This is a genomic window from Streptomyces araujoniae, assembly GCF_050871195.1.
Classification (GTDB): Bacteria; Actinomycetota; Actinomycetes; order Streptomycetales; family Streptomycetaceae; genus Streptomyces; species Streptomyces bacillaris.
This window is the reverse complement of record NZ_CP194070.1, coordinates 578,919-605,906: the sequence shown is the minus strand read 5'-3', so window position 1 is coordinate 605,906 and position 26,988 is coordinate 578,919. Positions and strand designations below refer to the sequence as shown.

The following is a 26,988-nucleotide window of genomic DNA, read 5'->3' as shown; positions in this document are numbered from 1 at the left end:
CGGGAACTCCTGGATGTCGCTGTGAGCGCCCCTGCGGCTTCGACAGGGCCGTCCGTGCGAGGACCACGGCCTGGTGAGTACGAGGAATCCGCAGGGAATCGCCCCACAGATTATTTCCGGATCTCCGCGTGTGACGGTTCCGCGCGGTGCTAGCGTCACCGATTGTGTACAGCGATCTGCCCCACCCACCTCAACTGCCTGATGAAGGGCTGGTTCGTCGCGTCAAGGCGTTGGCCTGTACGGCGCCGTTGCAGGCGTTGGACCAGCGAAAGGCATCGTTGGAGTGGGCGGACGCCAAGGTGTATCACATGGCGGAGATCGCTCTGCATACGATCGATCAGGTCACCATCGCGATGGACTTCGACACCGGAGCCGAGCATGCCAAGGTGATTGAACAAGTAAAGCACTTCGTCGCGGCCCAGGCGCCCGACAGAGGTGACACCGAACATGAAGCGGTAGCCGACTGGGTGCTCCAGCGGCTGATCAATGTCGGCACCGTCGAGCGTGGATTCTCCTGGCCTTATGGTCTCGTCGGTGATGAGGGTACCTACGACCGTTTCGCGTTCGACTTCAAGTTGCTGGTGGAGCAGTCGACGTCCGACGGCTTTTCGCTGCGAGCCACCGACGAGGCCATCAACGTGCTCGTCGGCGCGTTGGACACGGATGTGGAGTCCGCGCAGATCGCCGCCGAGGTCAAACTCGACAACCTCATCAGACGGGGTCGGCTCGCCGATGCCAAACTCGCAGCCGAACAGGCCAGGTACCGCACGGTCCAGTACGGAGAGACCCTGCGCCGTTACCTCGACGCCACCCGTCGTGACGTACGTACGGTGGACTGGGAACGGGTGGTGCCGGACCTGCTGTTGGATGCGCTGAAACACATCGAGGGCCGCTACACGGCGGAGCACGCCATCCTGACCAACATCACCGCCGCACGTGACGATTCCGACGATCCGCGCCACAAGCAGCGGGCAGCGGAGCTCGTGGAAATCGTCCGCGACTGCATTCGCCGTCACATGCAGCTCCAGAAAGCTGTGCAGGAGGCGGGCGATCAGTTCCGGTCCGAACAGGACCGTCAGCTGTTCTCCGGGGAACCGCAGCGTGCCGCACTCCACCTGCACGGACAACTGTTGGTACCGCTACTCGGACTGACGGTGGGCAAGGCGATCGGGCCGGTCTACGACTTCTTCCGGGGCGCGGTCGCCCCGGCGCCCCCCGAAGTCCTCACGCTGGAGACACTTGTGGCGCGCCTCCTGCAACCGCCCCTGGAACCGGAGAGATTCGCTGGGGAGGTCCGGGAGCCGGAACTCGACCCCATGCCGGAAGCGGAGCTGTTCACCCCCGAACACTTCAGGAAGGCGAGCGAAATTCTCTCTCTTCCCGGCGGCCCGGCGCTGCTGACTGACTTGCTCGCCCGCGCGCGCCGCCACGAGCCGCAGGTCGCACGACTGGTGATGCACCGAGCCGCCCACGCGTTCAATCCGCCCGTAGGCGACGCGGTACGTGAGCGCTTGCCCGAGGTATTGATCGCCGTACCCACCGGGGAGCCCTTGCGCTGCGGGGAATTCGGTGGCGATGAACTGTGGCTCACAAAAGCCGGGGTGAAGCCGGATGAGCCGGATGACCCCAGATCGGAAGAGCCCGGTGCGGCTCGGTACGAGGAGTTCGGTGATGAGATCCCGCTTCACGGATGACGATGCCGAACAGGCTGCGCAGTTGCTCGCCTTCGCGATGCGCCCGCGATTGCTGCCCAGCCGGGACAACGCCTACAAGGAGCTTCTGCGCCGCTACCGGCACGAGGGTCCGTTCCGTACGCTGACCGGGCGGATCGCCACCGGTCTGGGGCTCAGGGTGCTCGGAGAACACGAGGACATCGGCCTCGCGATCGCGGCCGATGGGGGTTCTCCCTTCGAGACCAGGATGGAGACCTATGCCCGCCGCACCCAGAAAGAAGGCGGCTATGCCGAGCGTTTCCTGCACGGCATCATCCATCTGGCAGTGGCAGCGGTTTCCTTTCCCCGGCCGGACGACCTGGCCGAGGACGGCTACGTCGGCCGGGTCAGTGTCGACGTGGTCGACGCCGTTGTCCGCGAAGCCTGTGACCGACTGCGTGAAAAGGCGGCGTCCCGTGATGAGTCGACCGACGTGCCCAGCGACACGCCCGAGCTGGAGCTGGCGTGGCACGCGTACGCCAATCGACCCGAGACGTTTCCCACCAAGGACAAGCGCCGGGCGACGAACACCACCAAGGGCATGGTCTCCCGCGCCTTGAACTTTCTCGCGGAGCAAGGGTTCCTGACGTCGTTGAAGAACGCCGGCGAGGACGTCTTCCAGACCACGCGTCGCTATCAGCTCCAGGTGCGCGAACTTGCGGCCACCAAGGCTTTCGATGAGTTGATGGCGCTGGGGGTGGTACCCCCCATGGCTGGAGCGGCCGGCCAGGCGGCCACCACGGAGGACACGGAAGATGTATGAGCTGTCCCGGGTGCTCCTACAGTCCGTCGGGCCCAAGGGAGCTCGCTACGAGAACGTGCTCCTGGACCTCAGCGGAGTCGGGGACCCCGTAGCTGACCGCCCCACCACCCTGTTCAGCGTCAGGGACGAGGAGCCTGCCCGGCGGCCGTCCCCGGCCACGGTCCTCTTCCTGGAGAACGGCGGTGGCAAGTCCGTACTGATCAAGCTGATCTTCTCGGTTCTGCTGCCCGGGCGTCGTCAGGTGGTGGGTGCACGCGACCCTCGTACGCTGAGCGGGTTCGTGCTCGACGACGACGTGGCCCACATCGCGCTGGAGTGGACACACGCCCGCAGTGGACGTCGACTGGTGACCGGGAAAGTCGCCGAGTGGCGTCACCTCAAGGCCACCGCCGACGCGTCCAACCTGGGGGAACGCTGGTACCACTTCCGCCCCACACGACGGACCACACTCGACACCCTCCCGGTGGCCGAGGGCGGCCGTTACCTACGGTTGGCCGACTTCATCGGTGAACTCGACGAAGCTCAACGGGTCGAACCTGAACTTGAGTTCAGTCACTTTCGTATTCAGTCGGAGTGGACCGAACGGCTCACGGACCTTGGTCTCGACCCCGAACTCTTCCGGTACCAGAGGGCGATGAACGCCGGAGAAGGCGAAGCCGCAGATGTCTTCTCCTTTGCCACCGATGCCGCCTTCGTGGAGTTCCTGCTGTCGGCAGTCCTCCCCACAGGCCCGGCTCAGGACCTGGCTGACCTGCTGAACTCCTACGGCGACAAGCTCGGCCGACGGGGCGTGCTGACCTTGGAGCGGGACTTCGTGGCCGGCGTGCTGGATTTCCTCGAACCGCTGGCCGTCACACATACCGGCGCGCTCGCGGCCCAGGGGGAGCAGCGCGTGGCGCGGAAGACACTGGACGCCTTCGTGCGTTCCGTGAAGGTGCGCGCGTCTCGGGAGGCAAAGGCGGCGGAGACGCGCGAGAGTGTCGCCGAGCACCTGGGCGGGGACCTTCGGCGAGCCACCCTTCAGCATGAGCGGTTCGCGGCCGCGGTCCGTGAACTTGGTCGCCTTACAGCTCTGCTGAAGCTGCAGGACGCTGAGGAGGAGCGGCAGCAGGCGCGCGCCGCGCAGAAACAGGCTCAGGATACCGAGCGAGCTTGGCGGGTCGTTCCGGATCTGGCCACGAGCCTGGAAGCGACCGCGAACGCGAACCGGCTGGGTGATCTGGTTCGCCGGACCCAAGAAGCCGCTCTTCCGGCACTGCAGGCCCGGGACACCGCGCTCGCGGTTCTCGTCGGGGCGCTGCGCACCATGTCGCGGCACCTTACCGAGCAGGCGGCGACAGCACGGCGCCAGGCCGAGGGCGAACGTGCTCTGGCGGAGCAGGCCCAGGCCGAACACAATGCCGCCGTCGGCCGGGCGGCCGAGCACCAGGCACAGGCCAAGGCTTTTGAGGGCCGTATCCAGGAGGTGCGTGACACTCTCACGGGTGCGGTGAGCGACGGTGTGCTGAGCGACGGTACGACGGCTCGTGATGCCGCATCGCAAGCCGAGGAGGAGGCCAGGAAGAACGCGGAGGAGATCGCCCGCCAGGAGTCCGCCGCCGAGGACGCGGCGGAACTTCACGACGCTTCCCACCGTGCCTGCCAGGAGGCCGAGCGGACCTTCGTAGAGTCCCGGCACGCCCTCGACCTGGCCCGTCGAGAATGGACGGCCGCCGACACCCGCACCCGTGCCCTGGAAAGGGAACTTGAGCCGCTCGCCCTGCTGGACATCGACCGACTCGACCTGGAGGTGGACGCTCCCAGGCTGGCGAGCAAGCTCGCCCGGCGACGTGACACCGCGGACGCGGCCAGGGCCGAGGTGCGTATCGCTCTTGCCCGTGACGAACGGGCCAGGCTCGCACTGGAGACGAACGAACTGCTGCCACCCTCCCCAGAGGCCGCGGAAGCGTGTGAGAAATTGCGCGAAGCCGGTATCGACGCCTACACCGGCTGGGACTACCTCGCCGGTCTGCCCCGGATCGAGCAGCGCCGTGTGCTTATCGAACGCGTACCGCACCTGATCGCGGGCGTACTCCTCAACGACCCCGAGCAGGCTCCCCGCGCCGCGGAAGTCTTGGCCGACCGGAAGCTTTGGCCCAGCACCCTGGTGGCTCTGGGAACCACCACCGCGGTGCACGAACCCGCCGTGCCGCTCTCCGGGCTGGAGTTTGTGGTTCCTCCGCACCCGGCGCTGTACGACGAGCGGGCGGCAGGGGAAGAACGACTGGTGCTCGGCCGTCGCCACGACGAATACCGGGCGCGAATCAAGGAGTTGGAAACCCAACAGCGTGAGTTCCTTTCCCTGCTCACTCGCCTTGAGAAGTGGCAGGAGGACTTCCCCGAGGGAAGACTCACCGAGTTGCGGGAGAAGGTGACCGACCGCGAGCAGGCCCACGGCGAAGCCCGACAAGAGCTGACCCAGCAGACCGAAAAGCGTGAACTCGCGGCCGTCGCACTCAGAACCGTCCGCGACGCCATTCCGCCGCTCCGCAGGGCTCAGTCGGCGCTGGAGTCCCGCACGTCCCTGTTGAGGGGGCTGGCCGAGCAGGAAGCCCGGATTCCCGACTGGCAGACCGCCGTGGAGCGGGCCCGCACGGCACAGGTCCGAGAACGAGAGGCTGCCCGGAAGGCGGAATCAGCCGCCGAGGGCCACCGGGCCGCCGACGCCGATCACGTGCGCATGATGGACCGCCTGACCGGCTCCGCTCACCGCTTGACCGCTGAACTGGACGAGCTACCGGGCGCCGAGGCCGTCCCGGAGAGGCAATCGGAAGTTCCCGCGGAGCCCCTGCCGGTGCTGCGCCGCGCTTATGAGTCCGCGGCCATCGACTACGAACGGGCCTCCGTAGGAGCCGACCTGCTCCTTGACATGCGTCAGGCGGAGCAGCGGGCGAAGGACGCGGCACAGAAGCTGAGCGACTACGGTCCGGGGGTCCGAGCAGCCGCACAGACATTGCTGAACGGTCCCGACGGCGTGGACGGTGCAAGCCGGGCCGCTGCCCGGCGTCGAGCCGAGCAGGCCGTATCGGACCGCCAGACCGAGGTCGCCGAGGCGGATGCGCGCGTCGCGGAACACCGGGCGGTCCTCAAGGACTTTCCCGAACCGTTCGCAGACGTGGACCTTGCCCCCTACGGTCCGCCTCTGCATGTTGTGCACGGCATGCGTCTGATGGAGGCCGCGGAGCACGATCGGGACGAGGCCGAACGTATCCGGCGCGAACTCACCTACCACAGCGAGCGTGCCACGAGCGAAGCCCTTGCCCTGCGCTCCTCCGCGAAGAACTTCGCGGACCTGATCACCGTTCTGTCCCGGTCGGGCGAGCCTCGTGAGGACGACGTGCCGTACGACGGTGGTGTCTCGGCCGCCCGGGAGCGGCACACCGTGCTGAAGACCGAGTACGACCGGATCGGGACGAAGGTCGAGACGGCACTCGTCGAGGAGCGGACGCTGACGGATCAGTTGGTGGGGTTCGCCGCAGAGGCGCGGTTCGGAGCGTTGGTCCTGCCCAGCCGCACGGTCATCCAGTCCTGTCCTCGTGCCGATGTGCCGGCCCGGGCAGCCGAATGGAGCGACAACCTCCGCCCGAGACTGCGCAGCCTCACCGTGGACCTGGACTCCATCGAACGGCACCGTCGGCAGATCGTGCTCCAACTGTGCCAGCAGGTACAGGAGGCGCTGCGGACCTTGAAGCGGGCACAGACGCTCTCCCGGCTGCCCAAGGGGCTGCGGGAGTGGTCCGAACAGGAATTTCTGCGGATCCGTTTCACCGAGGTCTCCGAACAGGCGCTGGAGGACCGGCTCGGCACTGTGGTGGACGAGACCGCCGAAGCGGTGATCCGCGGAAAGGAGATCAAGCGGGACGGCCTGACACTGCTCCTGCGCGGAGTGACCGAAGCGGTGGCTCCGAAGGGGTTTCGAGTGCGCATTCTCAAACCGGACGCCGTACTGCGGACGGAGCGGGTGCCGGTCTCGGCGATGAAAGACATCTTCTCCGGCGGTCAGGTGCTCACTGCGGCCATCGTCCTCTACTGCACCATGGCAGCACTGCGCGCGAACGAGAAGGGCAGGGTGCAGCACCGCCGGAATTCGGGCGTGCTGTTCCTGGACAACCCGATCGGTCGTGCCTCGGCCGGCTATCTGCTGAGGCTTCAGCAGTCGGTCGCCCGCGCGTTGGGTGTTCAACTCGTCTACACCACCGGTCTGAACGACCTGTCGGTCCTGGACTCCTTCCCCCTCGTCATCCGGCTCCGCAATGACGCCGACCTGCGCGCACACCGTATGTATCTCACTGTCGTGGGCGACAGGAGGAGGCATCTTCTCGAGCCGCTCGAAGAGGGTGAGAACCCGGTGATCACGTCCATCAGATATCACGCCCGTGGCGGCGCGGAGCACGACCACCGCAAGGAATCCGAGGAAGAATCCGTTGACCGACCTGAGTCGTCCCGCCCGTGAACTGCGGGGCGCGCTGCATGAGTACGTCCGTACGCGGAAGAAGTGGAACGGTACACACAAGACCAGTGTTTCCTTGCCGGAGCTCCGCCATGTCTTCCGCGCGGTACCGCGTCCGAATGTCGAGGGCGAACTGGAGTCGGCGGCTCTGCGCCGCTGCCTGGACGAGCTGTACGGGTGTGGAGCGGTCAAGGCGATGAACGGTGACGACGGGGAGAAGATTCCGCTGCCGAAGGGTGTCTGGGTGCTTCCCACCCGCCAAGCGGCACCGAAAGTCCGAGAGCCCCTTCCGCCTCTGCATCCGAAGATCCGCAAGGTGGCCAGGTACTGGGAGAGCTCCGCGCCCAGGACTCGGATAGGCTATCGCGCCGTCAACAACTGGTTCTTCTCCGAGCCTGATGTGACGCCCGTACCGAAACGTGAGCGAGCTCTCGACATCTTCGGCAGCCGTCCCTATTCGGGGCAGTTCGACGCCGAGGAGAAGGCATTCGATGAGCTGAGTGGCCCGCTCTTCTCGGACCGGGAAACCTTGTATGAACTCTTGTGCATGTATTCGACGCCACCTCAGATCGTCACCGAGAGACTCATCCCGGAGAGCGATGGCTGCTACGGACGGATCGGTGACGGCGATATTCTCCTGGTCGTGGAGAACGTCACGACGTGCTGGTCGCTGATCGAAGCTCTGGACGCGGTGGAGGACCACGCGGTCGGCTACGTGGCCTGCGGGATGGGAAGTTCGTTCTTGGCCTCGCTCGCCGGTATCAAGATGCTCCGACGCGGCAGCATTTCGGAGATCCGCTACTTCGGTGACCTCGATCCCACCGGGTTGTCCATCCCGGCAGCGGCTGCCGTGGAGGCTGCCAAGGACGACGACCTGCCCGAGGTGCTCCCGGCGGTCGGGCTCTATGACGCGCTGTTGCGCATCGGCACCCCGTTGCCGCGCAAGGAGAGGCGCCTCACCACACAACAGGCAAGGGACCGGGCACGGTGGCTCGATTCCTCGCACCGGGCCACGGCAACCGCTCTGCTGTGCGGGGAGGACCGCCTCGCCCAGGAGTGGGTCGGCCTCCGCTATCTGAAGGCGAACCGTGACTGGCTCAAGGGCATGGAGAGATGAATCAGACATTCGCGTTGCCGGGCCGCGACCCGAGTTTCATCGGGCGGACCGAATTGATGAACGACGTGCTTCCCGGGTATCTGGATCGGGGCGGTGACGGCGTACCGGTCGTACTCAACGGCCGGGTGGGCATCGGCAAGACCGTGGTGACCAGTGAGCTGGCGCACCGCCAGCGGTCTCGCTACGCCGAGGTGAGTTGGATCGACGTGGCAACTGCCGGTTCCATTCGGCCGGCCGAATGGATTGCCACCTGTCTGGCCGCGGTCCAGAGGAGAACAGGGCCTCACCTTCTGGTGCTGGACGGCGTATCGGACCCGAACGACGTCGTTCGGGACCTCCCCCGGGACGAGACCAGGATTCTGATCACCTCCCGGGCCGACGCAGGGCTCTGGCGTCGGTTCGCTCGTGTGATCCAGGTACCGGCTCTGTCCCGAGGGGAGTCGGTGCGCCTCCTGACAGCACCGTGTTCCTGAACTCGCGGAGGCCGAAGCCGACCGCCTGGCCGGTGCGTTGGACGACCTGCCCCTTGCCATGGAGAATGCGGCGAGTTGGCTGACGAGCGGCATGACACCTCTCCAGGTGCTGGAACAACTGAAGGCGAGTGCTTCGAACCTTCTCAGTGGGTACCGTTCGTCCGATTTCGAGAAATCGCTCGTAGGCCGGCTCTCGGAAGCGATGAGCGTGCTTGCTGCCGGATCCGAGGAGGACCGGCGGATGCTTCACCTCCTTCACGCTCTGGCCGTTGTCAGTCCTGAGCTGTATTCCACCGCGCGTTGAGGAGGGATCGGTGGCAAGTTCCGGACTCGGACACGCAGTACCTCATGACCGTCTACGACCTTCACCGCAGGCTGGGAGGGCTGCGCGATCGAGGGCTGACCATTCTGGAGACCGGGTCGGCGAGACTCGATGAGATCAGTGGTGCGGTCATCCGTGATCTGCTCGTCGCACGTCCGCGGGATCGAGCAGGCGCCTTCGCGTTGGCGGAACAGTTGATCGTGGCGGCTGCACCGGAACGTGCCCCATCGGAGGGCGCCCGGGGCGACTGGGCGCTGATCACTCCGACCTGCCGTGCTTTAGGCCCCGCAAACATCCACACGGGACCTGGACGCAAGGCGTTGCTCGAGACGTAACGGCTACCTGGTGGATAGCGGTAGGTACAAGGAGGCCATGAGCGGTCTCGGTGAGCTTCGCACAGCATGGGCGGATCACCTGGCGCAGCATCGTGCCGATGACCATCTGGTGATGTCCGTGCTGGCCCGGGCCCACTTCGGATATGGGGATCACGAAGTTGCCGAGCGGCTCGACCTGCAGGTCTACCAGGAGAGGGAGGAGGAGCTGGGGCGCAGTGATTTCAGGACGCTGACGGCGCTGGCGTGTTACGCACTCGATCTTGGTGCCAGGGGTTACCACTCCATGGGGTGCCGGCTTGCCCAACAGTCCTGGCGGGAACAGTGCAGACTGTTCGGTGAGGAAAGTCGGGATGCGATGCGGGCGGGAAGCTACCTGGCACGGCTCGAGACATCGCAGGACCCCGACCGGGCTTACGAACTGTGCTTGCGTGTTCACCGTCTTGAGAGCACGCGCCTCGGCGTTCGCCACCAGCACACCCTTGAAACGGCCCATCACCTGGCGCTCTGTCTCGTCGCGCTGAACGAGTTCGGAAAGGCCCTCCCGCTGCTGGAGAGAACCCTGGAAGATCGGGTGACGACCTTGACCGCCAGTCACCCGGACACCCTGTGGACAGCCGCACACTACTTGCTGCTGTCGTCGGATCTGGGCCGCCCCGTCGCCGGACGGTTCGTACGACTGACCCGCGACCGTCTTCGCGCGATCTTCGGCAAGGATCACCCTGTCGTACGCCGCCTGACGCGGCTGGTGGATCGCTGACCCCCGCGGGTGCGGAGGTGCTCGGGGAGTGTGGGGAAACCGGCGGAAACACCGCGGCGGGACCGCCGTCCTGTGTACTTTGGCAGCCCGCGCCCGGCTCATGGGGAGACGCACGGTTCGCGGTGGATGGGCGTGCCCGTCGTCGGGTGGCGATGACGTGCGCGTGAGTGAGGGGGGCTGCTGCAACGTGAGCGACAACAAGGAACAGCTCGACGCGGTGCTGCGCAGACGCCGGGAGCAACTCCCGGTCGTCGACCGGCAGATCGGGCAATGGCGGCACATCCAGGAGCTGATCACCGGACTGGGCGACGCGGTCGCCGCCGTGCGGGCGGGGGAGCCGGACGGTACGGTGGCCGGTCTGCTGGCGGCGGTGGACCTGGCCGGAATGGACCGGGCGGCCGGGGAGGCGCTGCACGCGCTCGGTGCCGTACGGGCCAGGGTGAACCGGGAGACCGTCAACATCGGGGTGAGCGGCCGGGCCAGGAACGGCAAGAGCACGGTGCTCCAGTCGCTCTCGGGCCTGGACGACCGGCAGATACCCAGCGGGCGGGGGCAGCCGGTGACGGCGGTCCGCAGCCGGATCTACCACTCCCCGACGGACCGCGGCGCACGGCTGACGATGCACACGGAGCAGTCCTTCGTGGCGGAGGTGATCGCCCCCTACCACGCCGAGCTGGGACTGCTGCCGACCCCGCGGACCCTGTCGGCGTTCGCCTCCCACCCCTATCCGGGAACTCCCGACGGTCCGGCCTTCGAGGGCGCCGACCGGCCCAGGCTGGGACCGATGCTGGCGCGGGTGCGCGAGGCCCAGCAGGCGCTCGACTCGTACCGGGACTACCTCACAGGCGAGGCGCGCACCGTGGACCTGACCGACATCCGGGAGTGGGTGGCCTACCCGGAGGCCGACGCCCCACCCGGTCGGCGCCCCTATCTGGCCGTCCGGGACGCGGTGATCACCTGTGCCTTCCCCCTGGCGGACGTGACGGCGCTGGGGCTGGTGGACCTGCCGGGCCTCGGTGAGCTGACCCCGGGGGCGGAGGAACACCACCTCGCCGGCCTCCGCAACGACATCGACTTCGCGATCGTCGTCAAGCGGCCCACCGACACCAACGCCATGTGGGCCGAGGAGGACGCCCGCGCCCTCCAGCTGATCGGCAGCGCCTGCGAGGTGGCGGACCCGCGGGACTTCACCCTGATCCTGGTCAACACCGGCGCCTGCCTCCCGGAGAACATCGCCGCACTCGACGACGACCTCAGGGACCGGCTGAACGACCCGTCGGGGGAACGGGGTTACTGGGTGGTCCTCGCCGACGGCGCCGACCGGGACGCCGTGCGGGAACAGGTGCTGCAACCGGTCCTGGCCCATCTCGCGACCGCGCTGCCCCGGATGGACGAGGCGGTCATCGCGGACGCCGTCGCGGTCTGCCGGGAGCGACGGGAGCGGATCAGGGCGGACCTGGACGCCCTGGCCTCCGTCCTCCGTGTGGTCTCCGTCCCCACCCTCACCGAACAGACCATCGACCGCGCCGAGACGCTCCGCGAGGAGGTCGCCGCCTCGCTCCAGGCCTGGGTGGACACGCTGCGGGGGCGGGCCGGCGAGGACTACGAGGACATCGAGTTCTTCGACCGGGTCGCCGAGGCCCACCAGGACGTCCGCGAATGGGTGCTGAGCGGCTTCGGCGAAGGGCCCGACGAGTGGCGGCGGCGGGCGCTGAGCCGCTTCCGGGTGGACCGCGCGACCCTGCCGTTCGCCTCGGCCGAGCTGAACCGGGTCCGGGTGGAGATGGCCCGCCGGTTCTCGGTCGTGGACGATCTGCTGCTGCGCCGCCGCGACGAGTACTGGGCGGGGCTGGTCGACGCGCTCGGCCCCCGTTTCGCGCTGCTGACCGCCGGCGGCCCCGACGCCCGGCCCCGGGAGGCGCTCGCCGCCCTGGCGGAGACCCTGCGGGACGCACCCGAACCGTGTCCGGCGCTCGCCGAGACCCTCGACTTCGCCCTGGACGTCCGGCTCGACTACCGCACCCGTGTGCTGCCCCGGCTGCGCCGCGCCCTCGACGTGCTCTTCCCCGAGAGCGACCCGGGCGACAGCCAGGCGGCCCACACCCTGCTCGCGGTGGCGCGGACGGAGGAGGGCAGCGCCGAACTCTTCGACCGGGTGACCCAGTTGGCCCGGCAGGCTGCCTATGACGCGCAGGCCGTCCTGGCGCAGGAGCCGGGCACGACGGCCCAGGTGCTCTTCGCGTACGGCGAGCAGTTCGAGGACGCCTTCGTGCGCGCGGACTCCTCCGAGGCGGAGTTCCGCCGCCTCGTGGCCGTCTTCCAGGACCGGCTGTGGCCGGGCAAGGAGTCCGGCCCGGCCGCCGCGACCGAGGGGCTCCGGCGCGTGCGCCGGCTGGCCACCGATCTGCGCACCCTGCTCTCCGACGAGCATCCGCACACCGACGCGGCAGAGAGGACGAGGCGTTGACGCTGTCATTCAAGGCGTCGATGGTCGGTCCGAGCAGGGTCGGCAAGACCACCCTGCTCACGGCCATCCTGGCCGAGACCGAGACCATGCTGTCCGGCAGCGGGATCGCCCTCGCGCTGGACGAGGCGACCGAGATGCGGATCCGCAGGAACCGCAGGGACCTGCGACGGGCCATCGAGGCAAGGGAGTTCGACGCGGCGTCGCTGGGCGGCAGCCAGTCGATGTTCCTCTACGAGGTGGAGCTGAAGGCGGCGGGCGACACCCTGCCGGGGATCCCGTTCTCCCTCCTCGACTATCCCGGGGCCTGGCTGGATCCCGCCGAGCGGGCCGAAAGGCCCGAGGCCAAGAGGAAATGGCCGGAGTGCGAGGCCCACATCGCCGAGAGCCTGATGCTGCTGGTGCCGGTGGAGGCGGCCGTCCTGATGGAGGCGGTCACCCCGGCCCAGCGCGGGGCCGTGGCCGATCTGCTCGGCTTCGAGGACGTCGAGGCGATGGCCCGCAAGTGGGCCCGCGCGCGGAACCTCCCCGAGCACCGCGACGAACCGGCCGTGCTGGTCCTCGCCCCGCTCAAGTGCGAGAAGTACTTCGACGACAACGGCGGCAAGGGCCGGGAGGCGGCCCGGCTGAGGAACCTGGTGCGGGAGAAGTACCGGTCGATGATCGAGGTGGTCCAGGAGGAGACCCCGGGCCGCACGGTCCGGGTGGTCTACGCGCCGGTCGACACCTACGGCTGTGTCGACCTGATGGAGGGTGAGTGGGTCCCCACCGACGACGAGGGAGGGCCCGCCCTGGACTTCCAGGGCCACTACCGGTTCCGTGAGCTGCCGCCCAGGATCCGGGTGAAGGCGGCGGGCACGGTCATGCGCGAGCTGTGCCGCTGCGTCGTCTCCGGTCAGGACCGGGCGGAACAGCAACGGGCGGCCGACGCGCGCACGACGTACAACGAGGCTCTGGAGCGCAAGGCGGAACGCAAGGGGTTCTGGGGAGCGGTCGAGTTCTACCTCTCCGGTGAGTCCCGGGCCAACCGGAACACCCTGCTCGCCAGCCGGCGGAGCCTGGCCGACGCGGAGGCGCGCGCGAAGCGGCTGGCCGAGGCGCTGCGGAGGATCGCCGCCACACCGGCCGACCCCCGAGTGGAGGAGTGGTGATCCGCCGATGCGCGCTTATGTGATGACGCGGGGAACCGAGCGGCGGATGGACTACGCCTTCCTCGGCCAGTCCCCGCCGCTGTCGTGGTGGGACGGTCTCACCGAATGGCTGCTGCTGGAGGCCGAGGAGCTCGTCCTGAACCGCCCGGACGGCCGGAGCGCGGGGCTGCTGCTGAGCGGCATCCCCTCCGGCCGGTCCGATGTGATCGGCACCCGCATCCGGTACACGGTCGTGGTGGACGGTGTCCACGAGGAACCGGCCCTCGGCGCCTGGCTGGTCCGGTGCGGGCTGGAGGAGCCCGAGCGGGACCGGCTCGGGCGGGACCTGGACGCGGTGTTCGCGGCGGACCGGGTGGACGCCTGGCTGAGGGGGGCGACGGACGGGGACCCGGCGAGGGAGGTGGAGGACCGGCTGCTCGCCGCGCTCAGGAAGGGGGCGGCGGGGGCCGGCGAGGGCGGGTTGCGGGACGAGGAACGGCATACCTCCTGGGTGGGGGACATCCGGGACCCGGCGGCGCGAGGGGAGTTCGAGGCGCGGGCCGACCGCCTGCTGCGCGGGAGCCGCCCCGGCACCGCCTTCACCACCCATGCACTGGGCTCGGTGCCGGGCGCGCGCCGGGCGGCCCGGGCCCTGGCCGGCGAGGTGGCCGTCCTGCTCCACGAGGGCGGACCGGAGGAGGTCCGGAGCCTGTCGGAGCCGGCCGGCCGGGGAGCGGTGAGCGCGGGAAAAGCCCGGGCCCCGGAGGTCCGCCGGGGCGGGGAGGACCGGTCGAGGGCGGGGCTCGTGACGGCGGTGGCCGCGCTGGTGCTGGTGGTGGTCCTGGGGATCCTGCTGCTGACGGGGTGAGCGGGAGCGTGGCCCGGCGGCCGTCGATCGAGACGTACGAGGGCGAGTTCACCCTCAGGATCAGGTCCAGTGCCAGGAAGCAGACGAAGGAGCACCGCTCCCGTCTGCTGATCGTGCCGCCCATGGTGGGCGGCACCGTGACCTGGGCCGACGAGGGCCGGACGGGGAGCACCAAGGGGTTCTTCGTCCTGCGGGAGCGGCGCTCCCACACGTTGCGGGGGGAGCTGACCATCGTCATCGAGCGGGACGGCGCGCAGTGGCGCCTTCCCTTCGAGACGGAGTACGGGTCGCTGGCCGGGGCCACCGAGTCCTTGAAGAAGGCGTTCACCGGCCGGCGGTCGGCGGACCTCCGGCGCCATCTCGGCCACATCCTCGCCGGAGCCGAACAGGATCTCGCGGAGACCCGCCGGGCGTGCGCGGAGCTGGCCGGGCGGGACGCACCGAAGGAACTGCTCAGGCACGCCGATGAGTTGTGGAACCAGGCCCGTCTGCTCCTGCTGCTGGGCGCGGCGGAGGAGGCCGCTTCCCTCGCCGTACACGGAGGGGAGCGGGCCACCCGGTCGGGGCTGCGGCCCGGCGCCGCCATGACGGCATCGGGCGCGGCCCTCGCGTACGTCCTCGGCACGCAGGGGCAGGCCCGCGCCGCCGAGCAGGTCCGGACGGTCACCGGCGGCCCGGACGCCTGAGGAGGCGGGGAGAGCGATGTCCGGGACCGGGGAGAGAACGAGAGGGAGGTGACCGGTATGCGGCCGCTGCGGTTCGTCGGCCGGGTGGGCATGGTGGCGCTCGACCGGATGGCCCGCGCGGCCCGTGCGCGGGCCGCGCGGACCGGGCTGCCGGACGATCTCGCACGGGCGGTGGCGCTCTCCCGGCGGACGGTGGAGCGGACGCGCCCGGGAGACCCCCTGCGGCCCGCGCTGCTGAACACGCTCGCCGGCACGCTCTGCCTCGTGTACAACCTGACCGGCGACGCGGAGGCCCTGGCGGAGGCGGTCACGGTGAGCCGCGAGGCGGTCGACGACCCCGGGAGCGCCCCCTTCCGGGGGATCTGTCTCTGCACGCTCGCCACGGCCCTGCGCCTGGAGCTCGAACGCACCCGGGACCCCGGCCGCCTCGCCGGGGCCGAGGCCGTCGCCCGCGAGGCCGTGGCCGCCACCGGACAGGACCGCCGGGAGCACGGCGGCGCGCTGCTCGTCCTGTCCAACGTCCTGCTGACCTGCCATCAGATCACCGGCGAGGTACCGGTGGCGCGCGAGGCGGCCCGGTGCGCGGAGGCGGCGGTCGAAGCGCTCCCGGCCGGGGCGCACCGCGCGGTCGCCTTCAACGCCCTGGCCAACGCCTGTCTGCTGGTGCACCGGGCCACCACGGACGACGCCCTTCTGGAACGGGCGGCCGAGGCGGCCCGGCAGTCCGTCGAGGAGACGCCACCCGGGGACCCGGGCCGCGCGGCGCACACGAACACCCTCGCCTCCGCCCTGCTCACCCGCTACGGACGGACGGGGCGCATCGCGGATCTGCGCGAGGCGCTCCGGGTCTCCCGGGCGGCCGCCGGCACCATGCCACCGGGCCACGTCCTGCGGCCGGCGGTGCTCCACACCCTGGCCGGTGTCCTGCTCGAACTGTACGGGCGTACGGGGCAGGAGAGCGCCCTCGACGAGGCGATCCAGGCGGCCCGCCTGGGCTTGGACCAGGGCGCGGGCGGTCCGGTGACGCCCGGCCTGCACAACACCCTGAGCATGGCCGGGATGATGGGATATCTGGACACCGGCGACGGCAAGGCCCTCGCGCAGGCCCGCACCGAGGCGTCACGGGCCTGCGCGGCCGGTGGGGACGGCCACCCCCAGCGGGCCGTGTTCCTCAGCAATCTCGCGAAGGCGCTGAGGGCCTCGTACGAACGGGAGCCCGCCCCCGGCCTGCTGGACGAACTCGTGGCGATGGGCCGGCTGGTGGCCGCCGCGAGCACCGGCACGGCCCTCCACCGCGCCGATCACCTCATCGAACTCACCCTCGCCCTGCTGCACCGGCACGAGCAGCTCGGCGACCCGGAAGCGCTCCGTGAGGCCAGGGACCACGCGACGGAGGCCGCGGGGAGCCCGCACGCACTGCCGTGGCAGCAGGTCACCGCCCACCGGCTGCTGGGCCGTGCGCAACTCGCCCTGGGCGAACGGGAGGCAGCCCTCGGCGCCTACCGGACCGCCGTCGGGCTGCTGCCCAAGGTGGCCCCGCGCCGACTGGAGCGGATGGACCGCGAGCAGGGGCTGAGCCGGATCGCCGGGCTCGGCCCGGAGGCGGCGAGCGCCGCCCTCGCGGCCGGAGCACCCGAACTCGCCCTCGAACTCCTGGAACAGGCACGTGGCGTGCTGGTCGGGGAGCGGCTGGGCACCCGTTCGGAGACGGCCCGGCTCGCCGCGGCCGATTCCGCGCTGGCCGGGGAGCTGGACCGCGTACGGGCGCTGCTGGATCTGCCGCAGGAGCAGCCGGGCGACCTCGGAGGGCCGGCCCGTGCGGGGGCCGGGGGCCCGCCGCGCGCGGGACTCCCGGCGGCGGCCACGGCCGCGCTGCGCGAGGCGGAGCGTGCGCGGGGGCGACGCGGGGAACTGGAGGCGGAGTGGGACGGCCTCATGGCCCGTATCCGGGCACGGGAGGGGTTCGAGGACTTCCTCGGCCGTCCCTCGATCGCCTCGCTGAACCGTGTGGCGGCCTCCGGACCCGTGGTGCTGGTCAACGCGAGCAGGCATGGCTGCGATGCCCTGATCCTCACCGGTGACGGCGAACGGCCCGTGCGGGTCGTGCCGCTGGAAGGGGTGACGGAGCCGGCGGTCGCGGAACAGGTCATCCGGCTGCGGGACGCCCTGGAGGACCGCCGGGACATCGATGACGTCCTGGGCTGGGCCTGGGACCGGGTCACGGAACCGGTCCTGTCCGCACTCGGCCGCACCGAGCCCCGCCCCCTGGGCCGACGGCCGCGGCTCTGGTGGGTCGCCACCGGGCCCTTCGCCTTCCTGCCCCTGCACGCCGCCGGCCACCACGGCCGGGAGGCGGCAGGGCACGGCGCGGGCCGCACGGTGATGGACCGCGTCGTCTCCTCGTACACCCCCACGGTCCGGGCACTCGGCCATGCGCGGCGCGCCGTCCCGGCACCACAGGGGACCGGCCCGCGGAGCGTGCTGATCGTGGCCATGCCCGAAACGCCCGGGGAGGCACCCCTGCGCGGCGTCGGCAGGGAGGCGCGCGAGATCGCGGAAGCCGTACCGGCCGCCGAGACCCTGGCCGGCCCGCGGGCGACCCGGGAATCGGTGCGGGGCGCCCTGCCCCGGCACACCTCCGCCCACTTCGCCTGCCACGGCGTGAGCGAACCCCGGAACCCCGCCACCAGCAGGCTGCTGCTCGACGACCACCTGGAGGCCCCGTTCGACGTCGCAACGGTCTCCGGACTGGACCTCGCGCGCGCCGAACTGGCCTACCTCTCCGCATGCAGCACGACGGAGTCGGGCGTCCGGTCGGCGGACGAGTCCGTCCACATCACGGCCGCGTTCCTGCTGGCCGGGTTCCCCGGCGTCGTCGGCACCCTGTGGCCGGTCCAGGACTCGGCCGCGCGACGCATCGCGGTCGCCTTCTACGAGGAGATGTACGCGGAGGGGGCCGGGGGCGGACCGGTGGACCGGGCCGCGTACGCGCTCCAGCACGCGGTGGACCGGCTGCGCGTGAAGCGGCCGGACCTGCCGGCGCTGTGGAGCGCGCATCTCCACATGGGGGTCTGACCCGCCCGGCCCGCCACCCCGGTCAGGGAGTCCCCGCACGCAGTCGGCGGCGCATGAACAGCCAGCTGCAGCCGAAGCAGGGGAGGGCCACCGCCCAGGTCAGAGCCACGGAGGAGCCCCGGCCGGTGAGCGCGTGGGTGGTCACGGTGACCGCCAGCCAGCCCGCCGTGCCGCCCACCAGACCGGCCAGCAGCGAGCCCAGCTTTCCCGGCCCCCGTTCCCCCGGCGGCGTGGCCAGCCAGAGGACGAGCGTGGCCAGCAGCAGGGCGAGGGCCCCGAGCAGCGCGATGAGGGCGGGCACGGCGGGAGGGGCGAGGGCGGGAACCCGGTACGAGAACGCCTGGACGGCGGCGAGCACCATCAGGACGGCACCGAGGAACGCGCTCTGCAGCAGATTCAGCGTGCCCTGCCGCCGCTGGAGTACCCGCTCGCGTTGCTGCGTGAGCTCCCGCCGGTGCTGCAGGACGTTCTCGGCCTCCAGCGCCAGGACGGACACGGCGTCCCGGGCGCGTTCCCGGTCCGCCTCCAGATAGACCAGGTCGTCGGTCAGTCGCTGGACGAACCACTGCGCCAGGGCGAGATCCTCGGCAAAGAACCCCCGGGCGTCGGCGGGGACCCCGGCGGCGTCCCGCCGGGCGCGCAGGGTGGCCTCGCTGATCCCCACCGTCGTCCGCATCTCCCGTACGCGGGTGATCCGCTGGGTCAGCCCCGAGGAACCGGCGGTCAGCGCCAGCAGCCTGTTCCGCCACCGGGCGAGCTCCGCGGCCCGGTCGTCGTCCTCGGCCGTCGCGGGCCGGTCCAGGGCGCCGAGGGCACGGTCCACGAGCGCTCCGGCCCCGCCGTGGTCGGGCGAGCCGGGGCCGCCGCCGTCGGGGGCCGCGTGCACCCGTGTCTCGTAACGGACTTCGGCCGCCGCCGCGAGGTAGCGGGCGAACGGTGCGGGCGCCCCGCCCCCTTGGTGCCACAGCCAGCGCTCGACGTCCCGGGGCTCGTCGCCCCGGTCCACCGCCACGGCCGCGAAGCGGCGCACATGCTCTGCCCCGGCCTCCCCGGCGACCTCCCACACGGTGACCGGCGGGCGCACCACCCGGACGCCCGCCCCCAGGCGGGGCCGCGGAGCGGGGGAGCGGTACGGCAGGCCCGCCCGTACCGCGTCCTCCAGGTCCGGCGGGCCCGCCGTGGTGCCGCCGCCACCGGCTCCGTCGTCGCCGCGGTAGGCGACGTACAACCGCGCCTCGCCCACCGCCCACTCCCCGGTGTCCCCACGGACCTCCGCCCACCGCCGGTCCCACTCCGCCCACGAACCCTGCTCCCCGGGCGCGGGCGAGAGGGCCACCGACAGGTGCAGCAGGTCGTGGTGGCGGAGCAGGATCGCCTGGAACCGGCCGTCACGACTGCGCCGCGCCGCCACCGCTCCGGGCGCGGGCAGCCCCTCCGCGCTCTCCGGAAGGGCGTCGGGCAGCCCGCTCGCGACCACGGGACGCGCCATGCCGAGGCCTGTTCCGCACGCGGCCCACAGCTCCCGCAGCAGCCGGTACGACCTCTCCCGCCGGGGCCCGGTCGTGGCGGCGACCAGATGGACGACGAGCGACTGGTCAGTGAGGGTCACCATGGGCCGGCTCGTCGTCCGGTGCGTCGTCCGGGGCTCCGCCGCGCAGCGAGTGCACCAGCCGGCCGACCCGGTCCAGCACGTCCTGCGACGCCGGCTCGTCGTCCTCGGCGATCCGCGTACGGACCCTGGTGCCCCCCGCGCTCTCCAGCAGCCCGGTCGCGGTGCGCAGCGCCTCCGTTTCCCCGCTCCCGACCGCCGCTTCGAGCGACCCCAGCGCATGTACCACCTTGGCCCACCGCCCGGGCGGCAGCACCAGCCCGACGACCTCGTCCAGGGCGTCCAGCGCCTCTTCCCGGTCCTCGGGTGGGTGCACGGACGCCCGCCCGTCCTCCGACAGGTTCATGTCCCCAGATTAGGGGGCGGGCCCGCCTCCGGTCCGCCCTTTGCCCGAGGAACCCCGATGGGCCTCGCACCGCTCCTCCGTGGCGGGGGCGAGGGCGCACGGATCCGCCCCGCCCCCACCGTTTGCGGAGAGCCGGGCCCCGGGTTTGAGTGGATGGGACCCCTCCACCCGCCTCCCTGGAGCCGGTATGTCGATGGCCTTCGGTTCTCCCTCCGGTTCGCCGGACCCCTTCAGCGACCTGCTCAACCGCTTCTTCGGAATGTCACCGGCCTCCTCGCCCCCCGCCGTGCAGCGGGTGCCCATCGGGCGCCTCCTCACCGAGCCCGCACGGGAGCTGCTGGACGCCGCCGCGGGCCGGGCGGTCCAGGACGGCACGTCGGACCTCGACACGGAGCATCTGCTGTGGGCCGCCACCCGGGTGGAGCCCACCCGCAGACTGCTCGCCCGCGCCGGGGTCGATCCCGACGCGCTCGGCGAGCGGATCGCCGAGGTGCTGCCCCGCGAGTCCCAGGAGCCGTCCTCCGAGCCCGGACTCACCCCGGCGGCCAAGCGGACCCTCGCCCTGGCCCACGCCCGCTCGCAGGCGGCCGAGGTCTCCTACATCGGGCCCGAGCACATCCTCGGCGCGCTCCTGGGCGACGCCGACTCCGGCGCCTCCCGGTTCCTGCGCGCCCAGGACATGGACGTCTCCGAGCTGCGCGGCATGGCCGACCGGGCGCCCGGCGGCCAGGGCTCCCCGGGCACCGGGGCGAAGGAACCGGCCACCACGCTCGACGAGTTCGGCCGCGACCTGACCGAGGAGGCCAGGGCGGGCAGGCTCGACCCCGTGGTCGGCCGGGCCGAGGAGATCGAGCAGACCATCGAGATCCTGTCGCGGCGCTCCAAGAACAACCCCGTCCTCATCGGGGAGCCGGGCGTCGGCAAGACCGCCATCGTGGAAGGGCTCGCCCAGCGCATCGTCGCGGGCGAGGTCCCCGACACCCTCAAGGACAAGCGGGTCGTCTCGCTGGACCTGTCCGGCATGGTCGCCGGGGCCCAGTACCGCGGCCAGTTCGAGGAACGGCTCAAGAAGGTCATCGAGGACGTCCAGCAGGCCGAGGGCGAGGTCGTCCTCTTCATCGACGAACTCCACACCGTCGTCGGCGCGGGCGCGACCGGCGAGGGCTCGATGGACGCGGGCAACATGCTCAAGCCCGCCCTCGCCCGCGGCGAACTGCACGTGGTCGGCGCGACGACCATCGACGAGTACCGCAAGCACGTCGAGAAGGACGCCGCCCTGGAGCGCCGCTTCCAGCCCGTGCTGATCCCGGAGCCCACCGTCGAGGAGACCGTACAGATCCTCGAAGGGCTGCGGGACGCGTACGAGGCCCACCACCAGGTCCGCTTCGCCGACGGGGCCCTGACCTCGGCCGCCGTGCTGTCCGACCGCTACATCTCCGACCGCTACCTCCCCGACAAGGCCATCGACCTGATGGACCAGGCCGGGGCCCGCGTACGGCTGCGCAGCGCCAACCGCTCCACCGAGGTCGTCAGCAGGGAGGACCGCCTCGCCAAGCTGCGCCGGGAGAAGGACCAGGCCGTGGCCGCCGAGGAGTTCGAGCGGGCCAAGGAGCTGAAGGAGCAGATCGCGGAGGTGGAGGGCGAGCTCGCGGGCATCGAGGAACGCCGTGAGGGCGTCGTCTCGGTGACGGCCTCCGACATCGCGGACATCGTCTCCCGCCGCACGGGCATCCCGGTCGCCCAGCTCACCGCCGGGGAGAAGGAGCGGCTCCTCGGGCTGGAGGAGGAGATGCACGCCCGGATCGTCGGCCAGGACGAGGCCGTCACCGCCGTCTCCGAAGCCGTCCGCCGCAACCGCGCGGGCATGGGCGACCCCGACCGGCCCGTCGGCTCGTTCCTCTTCCTCGGTCCCACCGGCGTGGGCAAGACCGAGCTGGCCAAGACCCTCGCCGAGCTGCTGTTCGGCGACGAGGACCGGATGATCCGGTTCGACATGAGCGAGTTCCAGGAGAAGCACACGGTCGCCCGGCTCGTCGGCGCGCCGCCCGGCTACGTCGGGTACGAGGAGGCCGGCCAGCTGACCGGGAAGGTGCGCCGCCGCCCGTACAGCGTGGTCCTCTTCGACGAGGTGGAGAAGGCCCACCCCGACGTCTTCAACACGCTGCTCCAGATCCTCGACGACGGCCGTCTCACGGACGGGCAGGGCCGCACGGTCGACTTCCGCCACTGCGTCGTCATCATGACGTCCAACATCGGCGCCCACCGCATCCTCGCCCACGAGGGGGACGCCGCCGAGCTGAAGGACGAACTGATGGAGGACCTGCGGGGGCGGTTCCTGCCGGAGTTCCTCAACCGCATCGACGACATCATCGTCTTCCACAGCCTCACCGAGGACGACCTCTCCGAGATCGTCGAGCATCTGCTGGACCGCAGCAGGCACCGCGTCCATGCGCAGGGGCTGACGCTGGAGGTCACCGAGGCGGCGAAGAAGCTGCTGGTGGCCCACGGACACCAGCCGGCGTTCGGCGCCCGTCCGCTGCGCCGCACGATCCAGACGGAGCTGGACAACCGCGTCGCCTCCCTGCTCCTCGGCGGCGAGGCCGGGCCCGGCGACACGATCGTCGCCGATGTGAAGGACGACTCCCTCCACTGCACGATCCGCACGGACAAGGAGTGACCATGTCCCATCACCACCACAAGTCCAACGAAGAGGTCGAGGGCGACCCGGACACCGGCCACGCCCGCGGCATGCCCCGCCGCCCCGACGAGAGGAAGCTCGACGAGCGCCTGGAGAAGGACCGCGAGGAGGTACGCCGTCCGCCGGAGGACGACACCCGGGGCGACTAGCGGCCCGTCCCCCGAAGGGCGGCCGGCACCCGAGTCGGCCGACCGCCGGTCCGCCGGGGCCGATGGGGTGCCGGTCCGCCCGGGCCGACCGGGATCCGTCACGCCGGTCCTGGCGGCCCTGCCGAAGGCCTTCCCGGAAGGGGCTTCAGCGGGCCGGGGCCGTCCGGCCGAGGGCGAACCGGGGGAGACCCGGTCCGTCCTCGACCAGATCGGCGGCCAGCTCCCCGAGGGCGGGGCCGAACTTGAACGCGTGCCCGGAGCAGCCCGCCAGCACGGTGACCGCACCCTGCCGGTCGATGACGAAGTCCTCGTCGGGCGTGGTGGTGTAGAGGCAGGTCAGGGGCTCGGGTTCGGTACCCGCCACACCGGGGAGCCACTCCTCGGCGTAGGCACGGAGCCGGTCGAGGGCCGCCGGGTCCGGCGTACGGTCGCGGTGGTCGGGGTCCACGACCGGCCCGGCCCCGTGCAGCCCGATCTTGACGCCGTCCACGCTGCCCAGCCCGTACACACCTCCCGGCAACCGCAGCCCGGCCCCCGGGTGGTGGATGAACGACGGCCACTCCAGTGCGTCCGGCACCGGGAAGTGCACCGGCTGCTCCTGGGTGACCCGCAGCGGCGGCAGGCCGCTCACCACGCCCGCCGCCGGACCGGGTGCCCAGCCGCCGACCGCGACGACGACCGCGTCCGCCACCAGCGCCTCATCGGCGTCCGTCACGACGGTGGCCCCGCCCCCGGTACGCCGGATCTCCGTCACCCGCACCCCGTGCCGCACCTTCGCGCCCCGCCGCCCGGCCGCGTCGAGCAGCGCGGCCACGGCGTCGTCGGCGTGCACCCGGCCCGCGTCCGGGTGGTACAGCGCGGCCGTGTCGGCCCGCAGCCCCGGCCACCGCTCGGCCACCTCCCCCGGGGAGAGCCGCCGCCCCGGCCGCCCCGCCCGGGCGAGCACCTCGGCCAGCCGCTCCAGCACCTCCGGCGGCCCGTGGTCGACGGCCCCGGTGAGGGTCAGCACCGCCCGCCCGCTCTCCTCCTCCAGCCGTCGCCACAACGGCAGTGCCCGCAGGGCCAGTTCGGTGTACGAGGGCTCCGCGTACGCCAGCCGGAAGATCCGGGACGTCCCGTGCGAGCTGCCTCGGTCGTGGCCCGGCCCGAACCGCTCCAGCACGGTGACCCGGTGGCCGCGCGCGGAGAGCCGCCAGGCGGCGGACGCCCCCATCAACCCGCCGCCGACGACGAGGACGTCGAGCGCCATGAGCGTATGTCCTTCCTGTGTCCGACCGGGTCGGCACGTGGTGGCGAAGGCGGCTCGCCCGTCACGGCAACACGCGTGTCGGCCCGTCCGTCCGGCCCCGCTCGTACCGGCCGACGGGGCAGCGTACACGCCCGGCCCCGCCCGGGCGGGGCCGGGCCCTCGGGGGGAAGGGGCGGCACCGCGGCGGGAGACGGCCGGACACGGTCGGCCGGGTGGGTCAGCCCGGCCAGGTGCCCGTGAGGCGGCGGGTCGCCTGGGCGCCCGAGCGCTCGACCGTGGCCTTGACCACGGCGAAGATCGCGCCCTGGACGGCGGCGGCGAGGAGGATCTGCCCCCAGGGGCGGTCCTCGTCCAGGGCGTCGGGCGCGTCGCCCTCGCCCTCGACGAGCTTCCAGGCCTGCCTGAACGCGGCGCCCGCGATCAGGCCGCTGACCGCGCCCAGGGCGAGCCCCACCGGCTTGTACGCGAGGGCGGACGCCTTCATCGGTTGCGTCCCCGGCTGCGGCGGATGAGCAGGAGGACGACCAGCAGCGCGCCACCCGCCAGCAACGGGGCGCGGTTGGCGCGGGCGGCCGTCAGGGCCCGGTCCGTCTTCTCCCGCAGCGGCTCGGACGTCCGGTCCGCCGCGTACCGCCGCGCCTGCTCCGTCTTCTCGCGCACCTGCGCGGCCGCCTGAGCCGTCTTCTCCCGTACGGCCTCCGGCGTCCGGTCCTCCACGGCCCGGGCCGCCCGCTCCGTCTTCTCGCGGAGCCGGTCCGAGGCGGCCGCGGCCTTCCCGGCGGCCTGCTCCCTGACGGCCGCCGCCTGTTCCCGTACCACCGCGGCCTTCTCCTTCGCCTGCGCCGCGAGGTCGCCCTCGGGCGCCGGTGGACCGACGGTCCGCGCGAGTCCGTCGTGCGCCCGCTCGACCTGCTCGCGCAACTCCTCGGGGGTGGGGGTGCCCAGCTGGTCCGGTGCTTCGTCGTTCATCGGTGAGCCCTCTCCTTGACCTCGGTCGGGGCGGGGTACGCCCTCGCGGCCCGGCTACCCGGCATCCGCGCGGACATCCCCCGGACCGGCCGGGGTGCGCTGCCCGGCAGCGCTACCAGGCCGGAGAGCCCGCCGGACCGCCGGACCCCGGGGCGTCGAGCAGCGAGATCCGTACGCGGACACGCTTCCCCACCGGTTCGCGGCGCACCTCGAAGCTCTCGCAGACCGCGAGGACGATCTCCAGCCCGTGCTGACCCGCGCGCGTGGGGTCGGCCTGCCGGGCGGTGGGCAGCACGGAGCCGGTGTCCCACATCGTGATGTCCAGTACGGTGTCGCCCGCTTCGAGGTCGAGCAGACACGGGCCCGGCGCGTACTTGCAGACGTTGGTGGCCAGCTCGCTCACCACCAGCTGCGCGAGGTCCATCGCCCGCTCGGAGACGTACATACCGTGCGGCGACCGTGCGTCGGTGAGGAACTCGCGTACGAACGCCCGGGCGCGGGCGATCTCTCCGGAGCCCATGTCATACGCGGCACTGCCCACCAGCGGGACCGAGTCCGCGCCCGTATCCGTCGGCCGCCGGTCCCGGCCGGTGTCTCGATCCGTCATCAGCAGTTCCACGTCGTGCTCCATGTCCCCCGGCGGATGGGCCGCAGCGCACGGCCCGCAAACGCCATCCGCCTACCCACTGCCACACCTTTCAGTCCCGGCCGGTTCCGGGAAAGGACCGGCCCCGGAAATCCGGGCCCGGGAAGCGCCGCCCCCGGCGGAGCAGCGGAGCCCAACGGTCCCCGGGGGGAGGGCCGATCGGCCCTCCCCCCGGGGCGGGACCGGCCGGGATGCTGGTTCCAGGGGCCGGACGGAGAGCCGGGGCCCATGGACGTACGGAGGCAGACCCGTGAAGAAGGCCGTAGTCGTAGGGGTGGACGGTTCGCCGGAGAGTCTGGCGGCGGCCGACTGGGCGGCGCGCGAGGCCGCCCTGCGGGGACTGCCGCTGCGCATCGTCCACGCCTGGCTCTGGCAGCCGCTGGACATCCCGCTCGTCCAGAACCGGGAGGCGGAGGCCCAGGCCGCCCGTGCCGTGCTGCGGGAGGCGGAGGAGCAGGTCGTCGGCCGCTACCCGGAACTGCCGGTCTCCTGCCGGGTGCTGCCCGAGACGGCCGTCGTGGCGCTGCTGGCCGAGGCCGAGCGGGCCGAGCTGCTCTGCCTGGGCACCCGGGGCCACGGGGCGCTCCTCGGCTTCCTCCTCGGCTCCTACGGGCAGCAGGTGATCGCGGGGGCCAAGGGGCCCGTCGCCTCCGTACGCGCCTACGACGGCGAGTACCCGGTCCGGGAGAACGGCGAGGTCGTCGTCGGCCAGCAGGGCAGCCCCGAGGAGAGCGCCGATGTGCTCGGCTTCGCCTTCGAGGCAGCCGCCGTACGGGGAGTCCCGCTGCGGGCGGTCCGCGCCTGGAGCCTGCCGCCCGTCTACACCTGGAGCGCCTCCCTGGCCCTCGCCGACGCCTCCGGAGGGCTGGAACCCTTCGAGCGCAAGGCGCTCCGGGAGGCGCTGGCCCCCTGGCGCGAGAAGTACCCGGAGGTGCAGGTCACGGAGCACGTGGAGATGGGCAGCGCAGGGCAGGTGCTGGTGGAGGAGTCCGCCGAGGCGCAGCTGATGGTGGTCGGACGGCGTGCCCGCCGGGCCCCGATCGGCACCCGGATCGGCTCGGCCGCCCACGCGGTCCTGCACCACGCCCGCTGCCCGGTCGCGGTCGTGCCGCACGCCTGACACCCGTACGC

22 protein-coding genes are annotated in these 26,988 nt (G+C 71.6%); 16 read left to right on the top strand and 6 right to left on the bottom strand.

The window, feature by feature from the left end; translation table 11 throughout:
- Positions 1 to 164 precede the first annotated feature (164 nt).
- The 13 genes from ACQ9ZG_RS02505 (at position 165) to ACQ9ZG_RS02445 (ending at position 18,191) form a co-directional block, all read left to right on the top strand.
- Positions 165 to 1,694, top strand: coding sequence for a hypothetical protein (locus ACQ9ZG_RS02505; RefSeq protein WP_219995632.1), 1,530 nt, complete (start codon positions 165 to 167; stop codon positions 1,692 to 1,694).
- Positions 1,672 to 2,475, top strand: a complete 804-nt coding sequence (locus ACQ9ZG_RS02500; RefSeq protein WP_109916666.1) for a hypothetical protein — start codon at positions 1,672 to 1,674, stop codon at positions 2,473 to 2,475. The genes ACQ9ZG_RS02505 and ACQ9ZG_RS02500 overlap by 23 nt, the downstream gene beginning before the upstream one ends.
- A complete protein-coding gene (locus ACQ9ZG_RS02495) occupies positions 2,468 to 6,967 on the top strand; it encodes a coiled-coil domain-containing protein (protein WP_109916667.1) in 4,500 nt (1,499 codons plus the stop codon). The genes ACQ9ZG_RS02500 and ACQ9ZG_RS02495 overlap by 8 nt, the downstream gene beginning before the upstream one ends.
- Positions 6,939 to 8,081 carry a hypothetical protein gene (locus ACQ9ZG_RS02490; RefSeq protein ID WP_109916668.1) on the top strand — a complete coding sequence of 381 codons (1,143 nt, stop codon included), beginning with the start codon at positions 6,939 to 6,941 and terminating at the stop codon, positions 8,079 to 8,081. The genes ACQ9ZG_RS02495 and ACQ9ZG_RS02490 overlap by 29 nt, the downstream gene beginning before the upstream one ends.
- Positions 8,078 to 8,554, top strand: a complete 477-nt coding sequence (locus ACQ9ZG_RS02485; protein WP_109916669.1) for a hypothetical protein — start codon at positions 8,078 to 8,080, stop codon at positions 8,552 to 8,554. Before ACQ9ZG_RS02490 ends, ACQ9ZG_RS02485 begins: the two co-directional genes overlap by 4 nt.
- 37 nt (positions 8,555 to 8,591) lie before the next feature.
- A complete protein-coding gene (locus tag ACQ9ZG_RS02480; RefSeq protein WP_109916670.1) occupies positions 8,592 to 8,858 on the top strand; it encodes a hypothetical protein in 267 nt (88 codons plus the stop codon).
- A 44-nt stretch (positions 8,859 to 8,902) separates the two neighbouring features.
- Positions 8,903 to 9,211, top strand: coding sequence for a hypothetical protein (locus ACQ9ZG_RS02475; RefSeq protein ID WP_146225797.1), 309 nt, complete (start codon positions 8,903 to 8,905; stop codon positions 9,209 to 9,211).
- A gap of 37 nt (positions 9,212 to 9,248) precedes the next feature.
- The gene (locus ACQ9ZG_RS02470) at positions 9,249 to 9,968 is read left to right on the top strand and encodes a tetratricopeptide repeat protein (RefSeq protein WP_109916671.1); all 720 of its coding nucleotides are present in this window, start codon (positions 9,249 to 9,251) and stop codon (positions 9,966 to 9,968) included.
- 187 nt (positions 9,969 to 10,155) lie between these two features.
- Entirely contained in the window at positions 10,156 to 12,435 is a 2,280-nt protein-coding gene (locus tag ACQ9ZG_RS02465) for a hypothetical protein (RefSeq protein ID WP_109916672.1), read from the top strand.
- Positions 12,432 to 13,583 carry a hypothetical protein gene (locus ACQ9ZG_RS02460; protein WP_146225798.1) on the top strand — a complete coding sequence of 384 codons (1,152 nt, stop codon included), beginning with the start codon at positions 12,432 to 12,434 and terminating at the stop codon, positions 13,581 to 13,583. The genes ACQ9ZG_RS02465 and ACQ9ZG_RS02460 overlap by 4 nt, the downstream gene beginning before the upstream one ends.
- Before the next feature lie 7 nt (positions 13,584 to 13,590).
- On the top strand, positions 13,591 to 14,430 hold the full coding sequence (locus ACQ9ZG_RS02455) for a hypothetical protein (protein WP_499279781.1): 840 nt from the start codon (positions 13,591 to 13,593) through the stop codon (positions 14,428 to 14,430).
- Positions 14,427 to 15,116 carry a hypothetical protein gene (locus ACQ9ZG_RS02450; protein WP_181398414.1) on the top strand — a complete coding sequence of 230 codons (690 nt, stop codon included), beginning with the start codon at positions 14,427 to 14,429 and terminating at the stop codon, positions 15,114 to 15,116. Before ACQ9ZG_RS02455 ends, ACQ9ZG_RS02450 begins: the two co-directional genes overlap by 4 nt.
- A 57-nt stretch (positions 15,117 to 15,173) precedes the next feature.
- Positions 15,174 to 18,191, top strand: a complete 3,018-nt coding sequence (locus tag ACQ9ZG_RS02445) for a CHAT domain-containing protein (RefSeq protein WP_499281565.1) — start codon at positions 15,174 to 15,176, stop codon at positions 18,189 to 18,191.
- A gap of 22 nt (positions 18,192 to 18,213) precedes the next feature.
- On the opposite strand, the gene ACQ9ZG_RS02440 is transcribed toward ACQ9ZG_RS02445, so the two are convergent.
- Both ACQ9ZG_RS02440 and ACQ9ZG_RS02435 read right to left on the bottom strand, forming a co-directional pair.
- A complete protein-coding gene (locus tag ACQ9ZG_RS02440) occupies positions 18,214 to 19,803 on the bottom strand; it encodes a CATRA conflict system CASPASE/TPR repeat-associated protein (protein WP_499279776.1) in 1,590 nt (529 codons plus the stop codon).
- Positions 19,787 to 20,146: a CATRA system-associated protein gene (locus ACQ9ZG_RS02435; RefSeq protein WP_109916563.1), complete on the bottom strand. Its 360-nt coding sequence runs from the start codon at positions 20,144 to 20,146 to the stop codon at positions 19,787 to 19,789. The genes ACQ9ZG_RS02440 and ACQ9ZG_RS02435 overlap by 17 nt, the downstream gene beginning before the upstream one ends.
- A gap of 187 nt (positions 20,147 to 20,333) precedes the next feature.
- Here ACQ9ZG_RS02435 and ACQ9ZG_RS02430 point away from each other — a divergent pair, with 187 nt between their 5' ends.
- Together ACQ9ZG_RS02430 and ACQ9ZG_RS02425 are read left to right on the top strand one after the other, a co-directional pair.
- Complete coding sequence (locus tag ACQ9ZG_RS02430; RefSeq protein ID WP_109916564.1) at positions 20,334 to 22,823, top strand: ATP-dependent Clp protease ATP-binding subunit; 2,490 nt, start codon at positions 20,334 to 20,336, stop codon at positions 22,821 to 22,823.
- Between the two features lie 2 nt (positions 22,824 to 22,825).
- Entirely contained in the window at positions 22,826 to 22,993 is a 168-nt protein-coding gene (locus ACQ9ZG_RS02425; RefSeq protein ID WP_181398316.1) for a hypothetical protein, read from the top strand.
- Positions 22,994 to 23,138: 145 nt separating this feature from the next.
- Here the strand turns inward: ACQ9ZG_RS02425 and ACQ9ZG_RS02420 are convergent, their stop codons facing one another.
- From ACQ9ZG_RS02420 to ACQ9ZG_RS02405, 4 genes are all read right to left on the bottom strand, one after another.
- A complete protein-coding gene (locus ACQ9ZG_RS02420) occupies positions 23,139 to 24,242 on the bottom strand; it encodes an FAD-dependent oxidoreductase (RefSeq protein WP_499279775.1) in 1,104 nt (367 codons plus the stop codon).
- 217 nt (positions 24,243 to 24,459) lie between these two features.
- Positions 24,460 to 24,726 carry a DUF4235 domain-containing protein gene (locus ACQ9ZG_RS02415; protein ID WP_018492487.1) on the bottom strand — a complete coding sequence of 89 codons (267 nt, stop codon included), beginning with the start codon at positions 24,724 to 24,726 and terminating at the stop codon, positions 24,460 to 24,462.
- The gene (locus tag ACQ9ZG_RS02410) at positions 24,723 to 25,211 is read right to left on the bottom strand and encodes a hypothetical protein (protein WP_109916311.1); all 489 of its coding nucleotides are present in this window, start codon (positions 25,209 to 25,211) and stop codon (positions 24,723 to 24,725) included. Before ACQ9ZG_RS02410 ends, ACQ9ZG_RS02415 begins: the two co-directional genes overlap by 4 nt.
- 112 nt (positions 25,212 to 25,323) lie before the next feature.
- Positions 25,324 to 25,842, bottom strand: a complete 519-nt coding sequence (locus ACQ9ZG_RS02405; protein WP_181398294.1) for an ATP-binding protein — start codon at positions 25,840 to 25,842, stop codon at positions 25,324 to 25,326.
- 265 nt (positions 25,843 to 26,107) lie between these two features.
- On the opposite strand from ACQ9ZG_RS02405, the gene ACQ9ZG_RS02400 reads away from it, so the two are divergent.
- Entirely contained in the window at positions 26,108 to 26,977 is an 870-nt protein-coding gene (locus tag ACQ9ZG_RS02400) for a universal stress protein (RefSeq protein WP_026238317.1), read from the top strand.
- Positions 26,978 to 26,988 lie beyond the last annotated feature (11 nt).

Bases quoted from the DNA above. Each gene is read 5' to 3' on its own strand.
- ACQ9ZG_RS02435 (WP_109916563.1), bottom strand. From the start codon at position 20,146: ATGAACCTGTCGGAGGACGGGCGGGCGTCCGTGCACCCACCCGAGGAC.
- ACQ9ZG_RS02430 (WP_109916564.1), top strand. From the start codon at position 20,334: ATGTCGATGGCCTTCGGTTCTCCCTCCGGTTCGCCGGACCCCTTCAGC.
- ACQ9ZG_RS02415 (WP_018492487.1), bottom strand. From the start codon at position 24,726: ATGAAGGCGTCCGCCCTCGCGTACAAGCCGGTGGGGCTCGCCCTGGGC.
- ACQ9ZG_RS02425 (WP_181398316.1), top strand. From the start codon at position 22,826: ATGTCCCATCACCACCACAAGTCCAACGAAGAGGTCGAGGGCGACCCG.
- ACQ9ZG_RS02445 (WP_499281565.1), top strand. From the start codon at position 15,174: ATGCGGCCGCTGCGGTTCGTCGGCCGGGTGGGCATGGTGGCGCTCGAC.
- ACQ9ZG_RS02405 (WP_181398294.1), bottom strand. From the start codon at position 25,842: ATGGAGCACGACGTGGAACTGCTGATGACGGATCGAGACACCGGCCGG.
- ACQ9ZG_RS02475 (WP_146225797.1), top strand. From the start codon at position 8,903: ATGACCGTCTACGACCTTCACCGCAGGCTGGGAGGGCTGCGCGATCGA.
- ACQ9ZG_RS02410 (WP_109916311.1), bottom strand. From the start codon at position 25,211: ATGAACGACGAAGCACCGGACCAGCTGGGCACCCCCACCCCCGAGGAG.
- ACQ9ZG_RS02495 (WP_109916667.1), top strand. From the start codon at position 2,468: ATGTATGAGCTGTCCCGGGTGCTCCTACAGTCCGTCGGGCCCAAGGGA.
- ACQ9ZG_RS02485 (WP_109916669.1), top strand. From the start codon at position 8,078: ATGAATCAGACATTCGCGTTGCCGGGCCGCGACCCGAGTTTCATCGGG.
- ACQ9ZG_RS02470 (WP_109916671.1), top strand. From the start codon at position 9,249: ATGAGCGGTCTCGGTGAGCTTCGCACAGCATGGGCGGATCACCTGGCG.
- ACQ9ZG_RS02440 (WP_499279776.1), bottom strand. From the start codon at position 19,803: ATGGTGACCCTCACTGACCAGTCGCTCGTCGTCCATCTGGTCGCCGCC.
- ACQ9ZG_RS02500 (WP_109916666.1), top strand. From the start codon at position 1,672: ATGAGATCCCGCTTCACGGATGACGATGCCGAACAGGCTGCGCAGTTG.
- ACQ9ZG_RS02420 (WP_499279775.1), bottom strand. From the start codon at position 24,242: ATGGCGCTCGACGTCCTCGTCGTCGGCGGCGGGTTGATGGGGGCGTCC.
- ACQ9ZG_RS02455 (WP_499279781.1), top strand. From the start codon at position 13,591: ATGCGCGCTTATGTGATGACGCGGGGAACCGAGCGGCGGATGGACTAC.